Source organism: Robertmurraya sp. FSL W8-0741 (assembly GCF_038004005.1).
Taxonomy (GTDB): Bacteria; Bacillota; Bacilli; order Bacillales; family Cytobacillaceae; genus Robertmurraya; species Robertmurraya siralis.
On record NZ_JBBOQG010000001.1, the window covers coordinates 770723 to 786977 of the forward strand.

11 protein-coding genes are annotated in these 16255 nt (G+C 41.8%); 7 read left to right on the plus strand and 4 right to left on the minus strand.

Annotation, left to right across the window (positions count from 1 at the left end):
* Positions 1-252 precede the first annotated feature (252 nt).
* The 4 genes from NST02_RS03780 to csaB all read right to left on the minus strand — a co-directional run bounded on the left by NST02_RS03780 (position 253) and on the right by csaB (position 6002).
* Entirely contained in the window at positions 253-1851 is a 1599-nt protein-coding gene (locus tag NST02_RS03780; protein WP_340948062.1) for a hypothetical protein, read from the minus strand.
* Positions 1852-1864: 13 nt separating this feature from the next.
* Positions 1865-3385, minus strand: a complete 1521-nt coding sequence (murJ, locus tag NST02_RS03785) for a murein biosynthesis integral membrane protein MurJ (protein ID WP_340948064.1) — start codon at positions 3383-3385, stop codon at positions 1865-1867.
* 272 nt (positions 3386-3657) lie between these two features.
* The gene (locus NST02_RS03790; protein ID WP_340948065.1) at positions 3658-4830 is read right to left on the minus strand and encodes a glycosyltransferase family 4 protein; all 1173 of its coding nucleotides are present in this window, start codon (positions 4828-4830) and stop codon (positions 3658-3660) included.
* Positions 4831-4892: 62 nt separating this feature from the next.
* Entirely contained in the window at positions 4893-6002 is a 1110-nt protein-coding gene (gene csaB / locus NST02_RS03795; RefSeq protein ID WP_340948066.1) for a polysaccharide pyruvyl transferase CsaB, read from the minus strand.
* A gap of 184 nt (positions 6003-6186) precedes the next feature.
* Between csaB and NST02_RS03800 the strand changes: the two genes are divergently transcribed.
* From NST02_RS03800 to NST02_RS03830, 7 genes are all read left to right on the plus strand, one after another.
* Positions 6187-7461 carry a nucleotide sugar dehydrogenase gene (locus tag NST02_RS03800; RefSeq protein WP_340948068.1) on the plus strand — a complete coding sequence of 425 codons (1275 nt, stop codon included), beginning with the start codon at positions 6187-6189 and terminating at the stop codon, positions 7459-7461.
* Between the two features lie 12 nt (positions 7462-7473).
* A complete protein-coding gene (locus NST02_RS03805) occupies positions 7474-8187 on the plus strand; it encodes a WecB/TagA/CpsF family glycosyltransferase (RefSeq protein WP_340948070.1) in 714 nt (237 codons plus the stop codon).
* Between the two features lie 12 nt (positions 8188-8199).
* On the plus strand, positions 8200-9243 hold the full coding sequence (locus NST02_RS03810; RefSeq protein ID WP_340948072.1) for a GNAT family N-acetyltransferase: 1044 nt from the start codon (positions 8200-8202) through the stop codon (positions 9241-9243).
* An 11-nt stretch (positions 9244-9254) separates the two neighbouring features.
* Positions 9255-10166 carry a PIG-L deacetylase family protein gene (locus NST02_RS03815; RefSeq protein ID WP_340948074.1) on the plus strand — a complete coding sequence of 304 codons (912 nt, stop codon included), beginning with the start codon at positions 9255-9257 and terminating at the stop codon, positions 10164-10166.
* Positions 10163-11263 (plus strand): glycosyltransferase, encoded by a 1101-nt coding sequence (locus NST02_RS03820; RefSeq protein ID WP_340948076.1) that lies wholly within the window; start codon positions 10163-10165, stop codon positions 11261-11263. Before NST02_RS03815 ends, NST02_RS03820 begins: the two co-directional genes overlap by 4 nt.
* Positions 11264-11324: 61 nt before the next feature.
* Entirely contained in the window at positions 11325-12716 is a 1392-nt protein-coding gene (locus NST02_RS03825) for an O-antigen ligase family protein (protein ID WP_340948078.1), read from the plus strand.
* A gap of 457 nt (positions 12717-13173) precedes the next feature.
* Positions 13174-15900 (plus strand): S-layer homology domain-containing protein, encoded by a 2727-nt coding sequence (locus NST02_RS03830; RefSeq protein WP_340948079.1) that lies wholly within the window; start codon positions 13174-13176, stop codon positions 15898-15900.
* Positions 15901-16255 lie beyond the last annotated feature (355 nt).

The following is a 16255-nucleotide window of genomic DNA, read 5'->3' on the forward strand; positions in this document are numbered from 1 at the left end:
GCGCAGGTTTGTCGTGGAAATGCGCGAGTTTCCATAAAAATTGCACTGATTTGGTTTTGGATTGCGCCTGTATTTATGAAAATTGCGCCGATTATGGCCAGGATTGCGTCAGTTTGTCGCAAAATTGCGTAAGAAACGTATTCCCCAAAAAAGTGAAGCTCAAAAAAGGAAGTGGAGAAACATCACATTGTGTTTCTGCACTTCCTTTTCAAATTTTTATACGAATCTTGCTCATCACATTGCCGTAAATCTCTACAGCAGTTCTTCTAAGCCTTGCGCTTCCAATTGAATCGTGACCTTGTCCAAAAGTTGGATATTTTCCGATTTTAAGTATTCAAGCTTGGACTTTATTAATACGTCGATAAGCGCGCTTCTTGTTTCGCCGATGCTTTCCCATTTTGCTTGATGATTAAGTAAATCGACTAAGGTTAACTGTTCATAATCATTGCCGGCAAAAGTTAAATCGGGATTGACTTGATACCAGAGATCTCCCGTTTCCCTGATCCAATCTTCACCGATATATTCAATCGCTGTGCGGATTTCCTTCGCAGCCTGCAAATATTTTTCATCCTTTGTTTGTTCGTAGCATTCTAACAATAAATTGGCTCCTCCTAAAATATGGTTCAAGGAGGCGTGCGTTTTTTGACTCGGATCATAAGGGGAAAAATAGTCGGAAATAAAGAGGCCGTCTCCTGCATGAATAACATTTCCGATCGCGATCTGTTCAATTAAGTAGTCGCCATAATGGAGCTGGGCATCTGTTAACTCTTGGATTTGCAGCTCTTCGCCCATTTTATGTAAATAGAGCGCGATAAACTCGTTATGACGCGTATCGATGTATGGCGCATTTAATCCATAGGCTTTTTGGAGCCAAGTACTGGTGTACTCTGTTTCCCATATGGAAGTATCCTTTTCTTTCCGGTATTCGTATAAATCAGCTACAGAGTTTACCGACAAATTATAGAAATATCTTTCTTTTTCTGTGAAATAGCGGTCAATCGCTTCACGATCGACCATCACGCCAAGATTTCGCCCATATCCTTCCTGTGTGTAGGGCTCAATCGACCATGGCAGTTTTTTGAGCGGCCCGCCAATCGTCAGCCAGCCGTTTGCCTCTTTATACTGTTCGATTTGGTAGTGAATCCAGCTTTCATGGTGTTTCGGCTCGGCAAACAGTTCTTCATTCGCAAGCATGAACCATCCTTCTGCTAATTCTCCCTTACTGGCAGTAAGAGGGAAAGATAGCGTCAGTTGCTCATCCTCCGTTTTAAGATCATATTCGGCAAATTCATCATGAAGCTCTCGCACATCACTTTTCAACCCATTATCGTATTCTTTTTGAAGGGGGATAGAGGTGTATTGCTTGCTTAACACAAGCTGAAGCGCACCTTCTCCTTCCCCTGACAGTTCAAACAAGCCGATTGGCTGCGTCGTTCGATCTATCCCTGTATTGCCATCATGGGTTCGTTCAAATTCAAATGCATCCCAAGTTGTAAACTCATAATCGTTCATATGGTGAAAAGGAACATGAATTTGGATGGGAACTTCCTTCTTCTCCAGCTCTCCTTCTAATTGCAGGAAGACAAGTTGATCGCCGTTATCGATCGTTCTTACTTTTACATGTAATGAACCAGCTTCCTTTCTCCCTTTCTTCACGTCAAACTCGTAATGGATGTCATCGTATACGTTTAAGAGGCTAGAGTTCTCTTTTTTTACCTCAACGAATGAATAATCCTCAGAAGTAATTCTCATTGAAGCCTCCTCCAGAAGTGGAACCTCAACATGCTCCTCTGAAGAGGATTGGCAGCCAGCTAAAATGAGAAACAAAGAGCATAAAAAGAACCTTTTCATAAAAACAACCACCTTAACTTCTAGCCTTCTTTTTGACAATTCCGAGCAAACGGGTGAAGCCTTCTCGGTAAAAGATGTATACACCAGCTACATATAAGACAACGCCAAGAGAAATCAAAATTAGGAGCTGAACAAGTGAGTAGAGCTCTCCGATTGGCGTAATCTTTTGGAGCATGTATAACGGCACGGCCATGATCAATGTTGGAATGAGCACACGAATGATTAGGTTGAACAGCTTTACTGCCTCAGAGCGATCGAAATCCTTATAAACAATGAACGTCGTCACGGTTAAATAATAGAGAGAAACGAAGGCGCTCGATAATGCCAGCCCAGGATAGCCAAAAGGTTTCACGAAAAGCCAGTTTAAAAGGACGTTCAAGGCAATGGTCGTTACGCTAACTCGGAAAATAATCGCTGTTTTTCCTCTTGCGTACATCGACTTAGAGATAATGTATTGCAGCCCTTGTGTGACAATCATCGGCAAGTAAAAGACGAGTGCAATGTAGGTCGCATGGGTATCCTCAGCAGAGAATTTTCCTCTTTCATAAATAAAGGAAATCGCCTGTTCCCCGACGAGAAATAATCCTACAGCAACGGGCATTAACGTGACCAAAGAGATTTGCATTCCCATGAAAACAGTGGATTGGAACTTTTTCAGATTGTCAACCTGCTCTGACAGCAGCGTGAAGATGATCACCGCGATCGTCGTTCCATAAATCGTGTGCGGAATACTGACGAGCAGTGACGCGTTATTTAAATAGGTTACCGCACCATCGATTGTCCCGGAAGCAAATGTTTTATTGACAAACATATTGATTTGTCCAACGACAGAATTCAGGAGAGAAGGGACGAGAAGGACAAGAAAGGCTTTCCCAAATTCCTTCTCCACTTTGAGCGTTGGATTCCACTTGTATCCACTTCTATGTAAATAGTAAAACTGAATCACGGAACCGAGTATCGTTCCGAAAATAAAACCGTACGCTAAACTATTAATGCCCCATCTTTCTGAGAACAAGAGGGCGAATACGGCACCCATCAAAGTCGCCAGCAATTTGGAAATTTGCGATGGCACGAACACTCTTCTTCCTTGTAAATAGGAATCGAGAATGCCGTTTAAGGCAATGGCACTCATGAAGAGGAAAAAGAATTTCGTGATGCTAATGGCCACCTCTTCAGTCGTTGGGCTCATGTCCCCATAAATAAAAGGAACAAAATACGGAACTAAGAAATAGCCGCCAACGGTCACGACTAAGAAGATTAAAAATGTTAAATTCATGACGCCGTTTGCGTTCTGTTCCGTTTCTACTGGTTTTTCCTTTCGATTCTGTACATATAATGGAAGAAAGACGTTGTTAAACCCTCCGCTAATCATCGCGATTACAAGGGTGATAAATGAAAAAGCAAGGATGTAAGCATCCGTATATTCGGTCGCCCCGAACTGGCGGGCGATAATACTCTCCCGGAGAAATCCGGACAGTTTCAGAACAATCGCTAATAAAGTAATCAGCAGGGCTGATTTTTTTAATGATGGCAAATTCCTTCACTTCCTACTCAGTTTCCAAGGGAAATTTTGTATTTAATCACTCAAAACGAGGGTGTCCCCCAATTTTAGGGGACACCCTCAACCAATAAGCATTAGCCCCGTCTCATCTGCCTTTGAAAAAACATGTAATTGAATGTTATCGGCGATATTTTCGATATATCGGCGAAAAACGGAATTTATCGGCGTTTATGAAAATATATCGGCGAAACATAAGATTTATCGGCGAAAAAACGATTATATCGGCGAAACGTTCAAAGCAGCCATTACTTTTCCAAAGCTGATAGATAAATTTGTTCGTACTTCTCCGCTGCGGCTAAATGGGAATATTGTTCCTCGATCTTTTTTCGTGCTTGTTCCGCTAGGCTTGCTCCTTTAGTCGGGTTTTCAAGCAGAGCGATCATCGCCTCGCTTAATTGTTCAACATTGCGCTCCTCCACAAGGAGACCGTCTTTTTCGTGCTCGACGATTTCTTTTAAGCCGCCGACTGCGCAGGCGATAAGGGGAACACCGGAACCCATTGCCTCAAGGGCGGAGATCGATGTCGCTTCTTCTACGCCTGCCGAGTGAATGCTTGGGACAAGAACGACGTCAGAAAGGGCGAAATAATCCTTGACCTTGCTGTGGGGAATCGCCCCTAATAATTGCGCGTTCTCCGTCAGTCCCTTTTCAGCGATCAGGTTTTTCAACTCTTCGTGCGCTTCACCCATCCCTGCATAAACAAGCTTCGCATTGGGGAATTGCTCCAATACCTTCGGCAAGGCTAGAGCTGGATAAATGACCCCGTTTTTCTTCGTTAAACGGCGAGGTACGAAGAAAATTTGCTCGTCCTCCTTAAAGCCGTATTGGCGGCGAAGTTCACTTTTCCTCTCAACTGCTGGCTTGAAATCATGGATATCAATGAAATTTCGAATCGCATTTCCTTCGACGCCTGCCTGGTTATACACATAGTCCTTAATTCTTTGATCGACAGTAATGACTTTTCTAGTGCTTTTAAAGGCTTTTTTCTCCATCTCTTGTAGGAATTTCGCCTCATCGCTGTTTTCGATCACAGAGCCGGCGCTTACTGCTTCAAAAGCCATATATCCGTGCACCGTTGAAACGGTCGGAATCCCTGATTCAATCGAAGCGAAGGTAGCAAAGACGTCCTGAGCATTGATAATATCGTAGCCTTGCCCCTTTCGCTCTGCAATCAGCTCCTCAAGTATTTTCTGTCTCGCTTTACGGCTCCAAATAATTCCTTTGCCTTTTTTAAATTTATTGAGAACGAAGCTAGGTCCTCGCGCATACCATTTTCTTTTCCAGCTTGGTGCGTCGCTGAATGAAACGATATCCACTTCATGTCCTCTTGCTTCAAGCCCGGCTTTTAACGTGGTGACATGGGTAGATAAGCCGCCAGCATGGGGGTAATCAAAAACGGTTGTAATTAAAATTTTCATTTTATCTTCTCCTCAGGTATTGTTCGTGTGAAACGGCCTCTTTCGCTACACAAAAACCTGCCCTATTTTAAAAAGTGTTTCTTCAATAAATCGATATTTTCCATTGCGTCCTCACGCATTTTAAATGCCTGTTCTTCGATGCGGGAGCTGAGCACAGCTCGCTTGCTTAAGACCATGCGCGCATTTTCCACTAGCTTTTGCCCGTCAAGCTCCTCCAGTTGGAAGGAATATTCCCACATTCCTGAACGTTTCAGCAAGCTTTCCACCTTTTTATCGTAGCTAATGCCGATATGGGGAACAGCTACTAAAGCAGAAAAGATCAGGGAATGGAGCCTTAATCCAATTGTGATCTCACACTCGGCAATAAAATTTAAATATTGATTTGGTGAAAAATCGGGTCCTAACACATGACAATGCTCTTTGTGCTTCATTTGTTCTAACACATGGTTCGAAGCGCGTACGTCATGATGCCCTTCCATCGGAACGAAGACAGGAGTAACGCCGTCTTGTTCAATTAACTCGTCTAATGCCTTGGCAATTTCCTCATAATGAGCCGTGTGCTGAAACCATGGACGAACGGAAACGGCCAAGATTTTTTCATCCCCCCGTAAAGGAAGGCTCTTCATGCAGGCATCATCCTCCTTCTTTTTAAAGGCGAAGACGATATCTGCCGTGACTTTTGATTCCGGGCGATTGACACCAAGCTTATGAAGCAAGTCTTTCGAGAACTGATCACGCACGGTAACGAAATCAGCCATATTGGCAAAAATCTTCATTAAAATTTTCCCCCATAAACTATTAACCGGACCAATCCCTTGGGAAAAAAACATGACCTTCGTTCCACATAGTTTCGCTAAGAATACAATTAATAAATAATACGGCAATGGCCCGAACAGAAATTTTGTCGGGTATGTATCTTGAAGAAGGCCGCCGCCGCCGCTAATCAGCAGATCGGCTTCCTTTAACGCTCTCACTTTTCCTTTAAAATCATGGCGCCAACCACGATAGACACTTTTTACTTGATGAGTTTCGGCAGTTTTATTTGGGGACAATGAAAAAACCGTGATCTCTGGATCGGGTAATTCTTCCTTAAGATTATCGACGATTGCCTCAAGAATCGCCTCATCTCCAGTGTTCCCAAGACCGTAAAAACCTGAAATAACAACTTTCAAAAAAGGAATCCTCCTTACGGATAAAAATAAATTTAGTTCAATAGAAAGCCAACCTTTATTTTATCATCAGAATACGTGACATTCAATGTAATTGGTGCAAGGTTTGGCGGAATTTGTTATACTATGTTAGGATTAAAACCAAATTATTGGCTAGAGAAACTTGACTGAAAAGAGGTCCTAAAGGATGAAGAAAATCTGTGTTGTTGGTTTAGGATATATTGGATTACCAACATCGGCGGTCTTTGCTCGCGCTGGTTATGACATTGTTGGTGTTGATATTAGCGAGCGAGTAGTGAAAATGTTGAATCAAGGTGAAATTCATATAGAAGAAGTGGGTCTGCCTGAATTGGTGAAGGAAGTTGTCGAAAAAGGCAAATTAAGAGCATCTGTAACACCGGAGAAAGCAGATGTCTTCATTATAGCTGTGCCAACGCCGATTCACGAAGATCTCTCGGCTAATGTCGATTACGTGATCGATGCGACAAAGGCAATTGTTCCATTTTTGGAGAAGGGCAATGTCGTCATCGTCGAATCAACGATTCCGCCGAGAACGATGGATGATATCGTTGCGCCAATTCTTCAGGAAGCAGGATTCAATACAATGGATGATATATATCTAGCTCATTGTCCAGAGCGGGTACTTCCAGGACGTATTTTAATTGAGCTTATTGAAAACACGAGGATTGTTGGGGGAACAACGCCTGAAGCAGCGAAGCGGGCAGCGGATGTTTATCGTACGATTGTGACAGGTGATGTGATAGAGACCGAAGCGGTGACAGCGGAAATGTCGAAATTAATGGAGAACACCTTCAGAGATGTGAACATTGCATTGGCCAATGAATTGGTGAAAATTTCAAGTCGACTTGGCGTCAATGCCCATAAAGTCATTGAGTTGGCTAATAAGCACCCGCGCGTCAATATTCACCAGCCAGGTCCTGGCGTTGGTGGACATTGCCTTGCGGTTGATCCTTATTTCATTGTTGAGAAGGCCCGTGAGGAATCACCGCTCATTAAATTATCAAGGGATATTAATAATTCAATGCCACACTTTGTCGTTGAAAATGTGGAGAAGCTGACGGTTGAATTGAAGGAGCCAAAGATCGCGGTATTTGGGTTAACGTATAAGGGCAATATTGATGATGTACGAGAAAGCCCGGCGCTTGAAATTGTCGAAATGCTCATGGGCAACCCGCGTTTTCATATTAACGTATGGGACCCCCATGTGAAGCAGGAGCAAGTGAGCTTTGATTTACATTCATTTGAAGAAGCGGTGACGGGAGCGCATCTCGTTTTAATCCTTGCTGATCACCAAGAATTCAGAGTGCTGACCGAGGACAGCTTTGCTGCGATGAAAACAGCGGTTGTATTTGATACGAAAAACTGTTTGCATTTACAGTCGGAAAAGGTTCAAGTGCTTAAGCTAGGAAACTTAAGAGAACTTAGAACAATACAGGAATAGGAAGTATTCTATATGGAGAAGGAACAATATTTAGGCGTTGACGTCTCCCTTTTAACATACGATGAGATTCTTGCTGCTACGAAAGAGCGAATTGCCAAAGGGGAGCAGTCGACCATTATTGCCGTCAACCCTGAAAAAGTGATGGTTGCCAATCAAGATCCGCTCGTGAAGGAGCTTATTAACGGCTCGACCTTTCAAATTCCCGATGGAGTTGGCATCTTGCTCGCATCAAAGCTAAAAGGCGGCAAGCTAAAGGAACGCGTCACAGGGGTTGACATGATGGAAAGACTGCTCCAGTTTGCCGCACAAGAAGGACATGGCGTCTTTTTCTACGGCGCAAAAGAGGAAGTCGTCTCAGAAGCGAAGCGGAAATTGGAAGAACGCTATCCATCATTACAGATTGTAGGCTATGAAAATGGCTATGTGACCGATCATGAAAAACTGGTCGAAAGCATCAATCAATCGGGTGCGACCCTCTTATTTGTTGCGTTGGGAAGTCCAAAGCAGGAATTATGGATACGCGAGCATATGCCTAAGCTCAATGTTAAAGTTTTTCAAGGGGTTGGTGGAAGCTTTGACGTTTTTGCCGGAAAAGTCAAAAGAGCGCCCCTTTTCTTTAGAAAGCTTGGCTTAGAATGGTTCTACCGTCTTATGAAGGAGCCGAAAAGGTTGAAGCGACAACTAAATTTACCTCGATTCTTGTGGAGAGTTTTAAAGGATCGCTAAGGAGCAGAAAGCATGATTCGATTCTATCAAAAAGGCGACGAACATGAAATCAATGCGCTGTTTTTCGAAGTATTTGGAAAACAGCGCTCCCTTTTGCATTGGAATTGGAAGTTTATTGACAACCATTTGCAGCAATCCCTCATCCTTGTCGATGAGGAAGAGGGGCAACTAGCTGGACATGTTGCCTTAGTTCCAAGTGAAGCGAAATGGCATGATAGAGAAGTGAAGCTTGGAGCGAGAAATGACACAATGGTTTCCCCGAAATTTCGTGGGAAAGGAATTTATGGAGACCTGAACAAGGCATTAATTTCTTCCTCAAAACAACATGATTACGATTATTTATACGGCTACCCGGCAGAAAAAGCAAAAAAGCTTTTTATCCGTTATACCGATGCGACGGAAATTGCGCAAATTCCGCGCCTGATGAGAATCAATCGTTTGTCAGCTTTAGTCATGAATCGAATTCCATTATTAAAGCTGGCAAAGCCGATTTTCTTATTGCTTGATCGTTTTTTTACGGTGAAAGAGTCGAAGCTTCCTGCAGCATTTGAGATCAAAACGATTACCCATTGCGGTTCGGAATTTGATCAGCTATGGGAACAGGCGAAAAATGTGGCGCCGATTTTGCTCAAGCGCGATGCGAAATTTCTGAACTGGCGCTTTCACAACCATCCAGATCGGGACTATCAAATGCTCGGATTATTTGAAAATGGCACACTTCGCGGTTATGCCGTACTTCATGTAGAGGAAAAGAAATTCGGTAAAGGGACCGTGCTGAACGGGACGATCGTCGATCTGTTGGCGATCGACAAGCCCGCTGTTTGGGATGCGTTAATCCGTGCAACTTTGCAAAAACTCCGCCAAGTGGACATTATCCAAACATGGGCATTGCCGCATACGGATCTTTATCCATTGCTGAAACAGCAGCGCTTCGTTCATAAGGATAGTCCCATGTCTTTGGTGGGCAAATATATAAATGAAGATTTACATGAATCAGAGACGACGGATTCTATTGAAAACTGGTATATTACACCAGCGGATGTGGATTCTTTCTAGGAGGATGAGAGATGGCATCGAATCTGAAAAGGGCGGTTTTGAACTTAGCAAAGCCAATCGTCCTTCCAGTTACAAGAGCAAAATTAAAAAGTTTTTATCAGGGAACCCTTCCTCTCACACCGATCGGCTCAGAAAAAGTATTGGTGTTGGCGCCACATGTCGACGATGAAACGATCGGGCTTGGCGGAACGCTGAACGAGCATCTGAATAAAGGCGGGCACGTAACCGTGGCCTATATAACGGATGGCTCTGGCAGCGTCAGTTCCTTGGAGAAAGCGGAATTGATCCGGAAGCGGAAGGAAGAAGCGGAAGCGGTGCAAAAGCTGTTCGGCTTTCAAAGCATCCGCTATTTAGATTTGCCCGATGGCAGGATTGAAAGTAATGACAACTCTCGCACGCTCATGCTTGAACTGCTTGAGGACGTTCGTCCAGAGATTGTTTATTGTCCAACCTTTGTGGATTGTCACCCTGATCATGTTGCAACGGGAAGGATCTTAGCCGATGTGCTCGCCGGCGAGCAGAACACGACCGTTCAGTCCGTTCGTTTATATGAAATCAATTGCCCGATTCCTCCGAATGAAATCAATGTTGTTGTCAATATTACGGATTCATTGGCGAAAAAGGAAGAGGCAGTGGAAATTTTTCAATCGCAGGCAATTGATTTTGATGGCTTTATTGAATTGAGCAAACTAAAAGCAGAGCTGACAAAGGAAGCCAATGTTCGTGCAGTTGAAACCTTTTTACAAATTCCAGCTGCCCACTATCCTGCTCAATTTCAACAGATCGACAGGGACAAGCACCGCTATTCCCAACTTTTTAAGCAAGTCAATAAAGCGGTCACCCTCTTGTGGGGAATCTTTAAAAACTTAGAATTAAAGAAACAAATTTACGGCAATCGTCATAAGGAGACAAAGGGAGCATGAAGATATTACATGTCATTAGTGGTGGAGAAACCGGAGGATCGAGGAAGCATCTCGTGACGCTGCTTGCGCAATTTCCGAAAGAAATGGTGACATTGGCTGTCTTTCAAGAAGGGGCTCTCGCCGAAGAAGCGCGGGAGGCAGGCATTCAAGTGGAAGTGTTCAAGCAGTCTTCACGATACGACCTCTCGATCCTGAATCGCCTTGTCCGTTTTGTGCAAGAGGAAAACTTTGATATCCTTCATACCCATGGTCCGCGAGCCAATTTATTTGGAATTTACGTTTCATTGCGTTCCAAGATTAAATGGGTCACGACCGTTCACAGTGATCCCATGCTCGACTTCATGAAGTCTGGGCTAAAGGGAACGATTTTTACAAAGCTTCATCTTCTCGCATTAAAAAGAATGGATTACTACTTTGCTGTATCGGCATTATTTAAAGAAAATTTAGTGAAGATGGGGATCCCGTCCGAGAAAATTAAAACGATTTATAATGGAATTGAGTTTAACGAACTGTCTGCTACCCCGATAATGCGGGAAAGTTTGGGCGTAGGCGAAGAGGACTTTGTCATGACGATGGTGGCAAGACTGCATCCGGTCAAAGGCCATGAAGTCGTTTTTCAGGCGTTAAAGGAAGTGCAATTGCCGCAAGTAAAGCTGCTCCTTGTTGGCGATGGTCCGATTAAGGAAGAATTGCTCGCCAAGGTGAAAGCTTTAAATATTGAAAATGAGGTGAAATTCCTCGGCTTTCGTGATGATGTCGATGCCCTTTATGCAACATCGAATCTCGCGCTGCTGGCTTCATATAGTGAAAGCTTTCCTCTTGCCTTGCTTGAAGCTGCGAATCAAAGATTGCCGCTCATTACGACAGATGTTGGCGGCGTCGGTGAACTCGTCCGCACCGATGAAACAGGTTGGATCGTTCCGATTAAAGATGCGGAGGCGCTCGCTGCGGCGATCAATAGTGCATATGCCCTTTGGCAAGAAGGGATACTAACGGAGATGGGAGAGAAACTATACGATCACGCATCCGAACATTTTTCTTTAAACCATCTATATAGAGAGATAATCGAAACATATGAAAAAATGATCATTGTCTAGACGCATAAATTCATGTAAGCTATACAAGGAAATGCGTGATTTTGAATAAGGGAGTAACAGAATGGAGAATAAAAACACGATTACTTACTATTTAGTAGTACTTAGTTTATTTTTAATACCGATTGTTTATTTTAAAACGTATGTGGGCCCCATCCCACTTTCAATTGAGATTATTTTAATTCCACTCGTAACACTAGCTGCCATTTACGAATTTCTAAAGGGGAAAATTCGCTTAAATGATTTCAAGGTGTTGCCTCTAGCGTTAGCATTTGCATTGTTTTTCATCATCTCGGCCATCTCCGTCATACATGCGGTCGATTTAAAATCAGCCGTTATGGAAATTGCTCGCTACTTATCCTACGTCGTTCTATTTCTGATAGTCGCGAAGGTTGATTTTACGAAGAAGCAATATTTAGGCTTTGGCCTGGCATTTGGTGCCGCTGTTGTCATCATTGGCGCATTTGGGATTATTCAATACATCTTCGGCATCTCCCTTAATACAGCAGGGCTTTACGCATTGCAAGAAGCAAAGGGAAGAGTCGATTCAACCCTTGTTAATCCCAATTATTATTCTGCGTTCTTAAATTATATTATTCCAACATTAATTTTGCTTTCTGTTGTCTATTTCAAGAATCGCACTGTCCAATTGCTCATTTTTGCCGTCTATGGCATCTATGTAGTCAACGTCATCTTAACGTACACACGCGCTGCCTGGGTTACGATGGCCTGTGCCTTTATTTTAATGGTCCTGTTAATTCCAAAGCATTTCTTTAAAAATGTGATCAAGCCGCATATTTTAATATCTTTTGTCATTTTAATCACCGTCGTCTTCTTTTTGCCAGACTTCCAGTCGCGGGCAAATTCGGCCTTATATGCAATTGAGAAATTATTGCCTAGCGGCGTCTCCCTCAATATTGCCAAAGGAGATCCGGAAAACCTTGAAGGCGATGATGGTGAACTGCTGGAAGAAGAGGACGAAATTGAGGATGCGACGACAAGCAGAGCGGTTGTCTCGAGAACGACCTTATGGAAAACGGGCTGGTTTATGCTCAGAGATAACCCGGTTCTCGGCGTCGGAATGGGGAATTACACCGCCAACTATAAGGAATATGTAGAGAAGTATCCAGAGCTGTACATTGGACATGACAGCTACTCTGTTCACAATTCCTATCTGAAGGTGGGGGCAGAAACCGGATTTATCGGCTTAGCCGCTTTTCTTCTTATATATATCATGTACTTCCTGACCCTAATCAAGCTTTACTTTAAACAGAACCTGTTAGGAAAAGTACTGGCAATCGGTTTATTTGTCGGAAGCGTCTGCTACATGGTACAAAACCTGTCGAACAACTTAATCTTTATTCCGCAGCTGAACGTTACCTTCTGGTTAACCGCCGGCTTAATGTTAGCCTTCCTGCATAAAAACAAACAGGAACAGGAGCGGATACGTTTTTAAAATAAGCACCCATTTGGGTGCTTATTTTATTGATCCGAAGCAATCTGAGGCATATTTACTTTAGTGTTATATTTTGAAACTTGAGGAAAATATAGATAATTTATTTCCTAGATTAACTTTTTAATAAAAAAACTTCCATTTTTTAATACATATATGTATAATATAGTAGTGCAACCTATATATTGGGTACATGGCACTATTTCAGTCTTCTTTCCTATTAGACTTTTATACTGGTAATATTTACAGACTGTGAAACTTGTAAAAAACAGTTGAAAAATAGTAGAATTTTGGTAGAATGAAAGCATGTTAAACATTCCATTTCTGCTAAAATATACTTTTTTTTCTTATTCTTACCGTATAGTTTAGTAGAATAGGGATTTTGACTCAACTAGTGTTGCCCGTCAATGAGCAATCATTGATAAAATAATTTTTTTGCAAAACAAGGAGGAAATATTACATGGCTTACCAACCAAAGTCTTACCGTAAGTTTGTAGCAACTGCTGCTACTGCAACTTTAGTTGCATCTGCTGTTGCTCCAGCTGCTGCTGCGGGATTTACTGATGTTTCAGACAATTACAAAGAAGCAGTAGATTTCGTAGTTTCTAAAGGAGCAAAAGGTTTAACTGAAACAAGATTCGGCGTTAGCGAAAACATCAAGCGTGTTGACGCTGCTGTATTGCTTGCTAACGTACTTGAGCTAGACACTGATAAAGCTCCAGCTGCTGGTTTCACTGATGTACCTGCTCGTGCTCAAGGTGCTGTTAACGCACTTAAAGCTGCTGGTATTACAAACGGTAAATCAGACACTAAATTCGGTGCTAACGATTTAATCACTCGTGGTGAACTTGCTATCTGGATTCAAAAAGGATTCGGATTAGAAGGAAAAGCTGATTTCAAATTCACTGATGTAGGTTCTCGTTACACTGAAGCAGTTGCTGCTTTAGTAGCGAACAAAATCACTCAAGGTAAGAGTGAAACACAATTCGGAACTGCTGACAACGCTAAGCGTGGAGACTATGCGATTTTCTTACATAGAGCTGCAAATGTTGATGCGACTCCAGAAGCTCCGGAAGTTGTCGAAGTAAGTGCGCTTAACGGTACTCAATTACTTGTTAAATTTAGTCAAGAGGTTGATGCAACAACTGCTGAAACTGAAGCTAATTACTTAATCAAGAAAAATGGAGCAGCTGCACCTTTAACAACTGCTGATTATACAGCAAAAGTTCAAGAAGATGGTAAATCAGTTATTATCACACTTGCTACTCCAATTCCAAATGACGAGGTTGCAGTTTTCTCTATTACTGTTGAAGATATTTTATTAAAAGGTTCTTTAACTGATAAGTTTCCTGTTTTCACATCAACAGTGACTGTAAGTGATAAAGTAGCTCCAACAGTGGCTTCTGTTTCTGCTAAAACAGCTGGTACTGAGGCCGATACTTTATATGTGACTTTTTCTGAGCCAGTAGTTCAACCAACAGTAAAGGTTAACGGTGTTACAAGAACAATCATTTTAGCAGATGATGGATTATCTGGTACAGTTACCAATTTATCTTTAGAAACTGGTAAAACTCATTCAGTCGAATTTGTAAATTTAACTGATTTATCGAACAATGTAACTGCTAATGAATCTAAAACATTCACAGTGACTGTTGATACAACAGCTCCAACATACTCAATTTCTACTGTAAGTGATAAGAGAATTAAGCTAACGTTTGATAAAAAAATGGATGTTGATTCAGTTATTGCTGGAGTAGTTCTTAAGAAAGAAGATCTGAATGATTTAACAAAAGATACTCACTATAGAGTAACAGAATCTACAGTTGCTAGTGAGAAAGGTAAAGTCTTTAATGTAGACTTAATTGGTGGTGGTTTTGATCCTTACGCTTCAAAATCTTCATATGATTTTACATTAATGACAAACGCTCATGTTAAAGATAGCTTAGGTAACAAAGCTGCAGCTACATCTAAGGTTGTCAAATTGACAAAGGATACTGTAAAACCAAAACTTACTTCAATTCAATATTTGAAAAATTCTTCAGGACGAGTAACAACACTCCTTTTAAAATATGATGAAGTAATCGATGGAGTGCCTGGTACTATTACAGATTTAACTGCTAAGAATGTTACAACTGGTGCAACTGTTAATATTCTTGGTACTGCTCCAACAGCTTCAGTTTTAGATGATGGTCAAACTGTAAGAATTAATATTGATACAAATACTGCTACTGAAATCAAATCTGGAAAACTTGAGATTGAAGTTGCTGCAGGATATGTAAATGATATCGCTAGCTCACCTAATGCTTCAAGTGCATTCAAAGGAACTGTAGATTTTGGTGCTGGCTCAAGCGCATCACTAAAAGTTAAAGATGTAACCAGAACTGGAACTAATGAATTCAAAGTAGAGTTTGACGCTGCAGTTACTTATGCAAGTGCTACAAACCCTGCAAATTATACTATTAATGGTGTAGCTTTACCTGCAGATACTACGTTTGCATTCGATACAACTAATCAGGATAATGTTACAATTACTTTACCAGCACAATTTGTTAAAGCAGATGATACTGGTGCAGTATTACGTGTTCAAAACGTAGAAACAGCAACTGGTACAAAAGTTGCTGCAAATCAAAAAGTAATTTCAATTGAAGATAATGCTGGTCCTGTCATCGTTAAGGCTAATTCTTCAATTAACAGCAATGGTACGTTAACATTAGGATTTGACGAAAGAGTTGCTACAATTGCGAGTGGATTAACTTCTGCTGATATTTTAGCTGATTTAAGAATCTTCTTAAATGGAGAAGAAGTAACTGTTGATTCTACAGCAACTGGTGGAGCTGAAACAGTGGTTGTAACTGATGGTACTGGTGCAGACGCTGGAAAATATGTTCTAACATTCAATACAACATTTGAGTCTAACGCTGCAACTGGTGCAAACGCAGATGGAGATTACATTGAGTACTTTGATGTTAATGGAAATGGCGTGTACGATGCTAACACGGACATATTAGTTAAGAGAGCAGTTAATGTTACAAATGATGAAATTGCAGCTTATACTGTTGCAAATACTCTTAACTTAAACAGAGTAGCGAATATTACAATAGGTACAGCAGATACAACATCAAGTATTGTAGACCTATCAGCTGCACAAAATGTAATTCTTAATAAGCAATCAGTGGTTATTAAATAATAGTTAAGTATTACTTGTAATTTAAGATAGTCTCAATGAAAATATCATTTTCTTGTAGGCAGCTCCGCAAAGTGGAATCTTTGCGGGGCTTTTTTGTTCGCCCAGCATGGGCGAACTCTAACGGGTGAAAGTCCCGAGTACGACCTGGTAGCGGTAAGTACATAGCTGACAGCAAGGGTGTCCACGGCGGACGTGGAATCTGAAGGAAGCTCGAGGCAAACCTCCGGTCTGACGCACAGAAATCATATAAGAGGCAACACATGAGGATAAGACTGCAAAAGAAGTTGAAGTCCAATAGCTACTTATTCATGAGTTGTATATATGGCAGATAGATGGAGGGCAAGAGTTCGCGCCT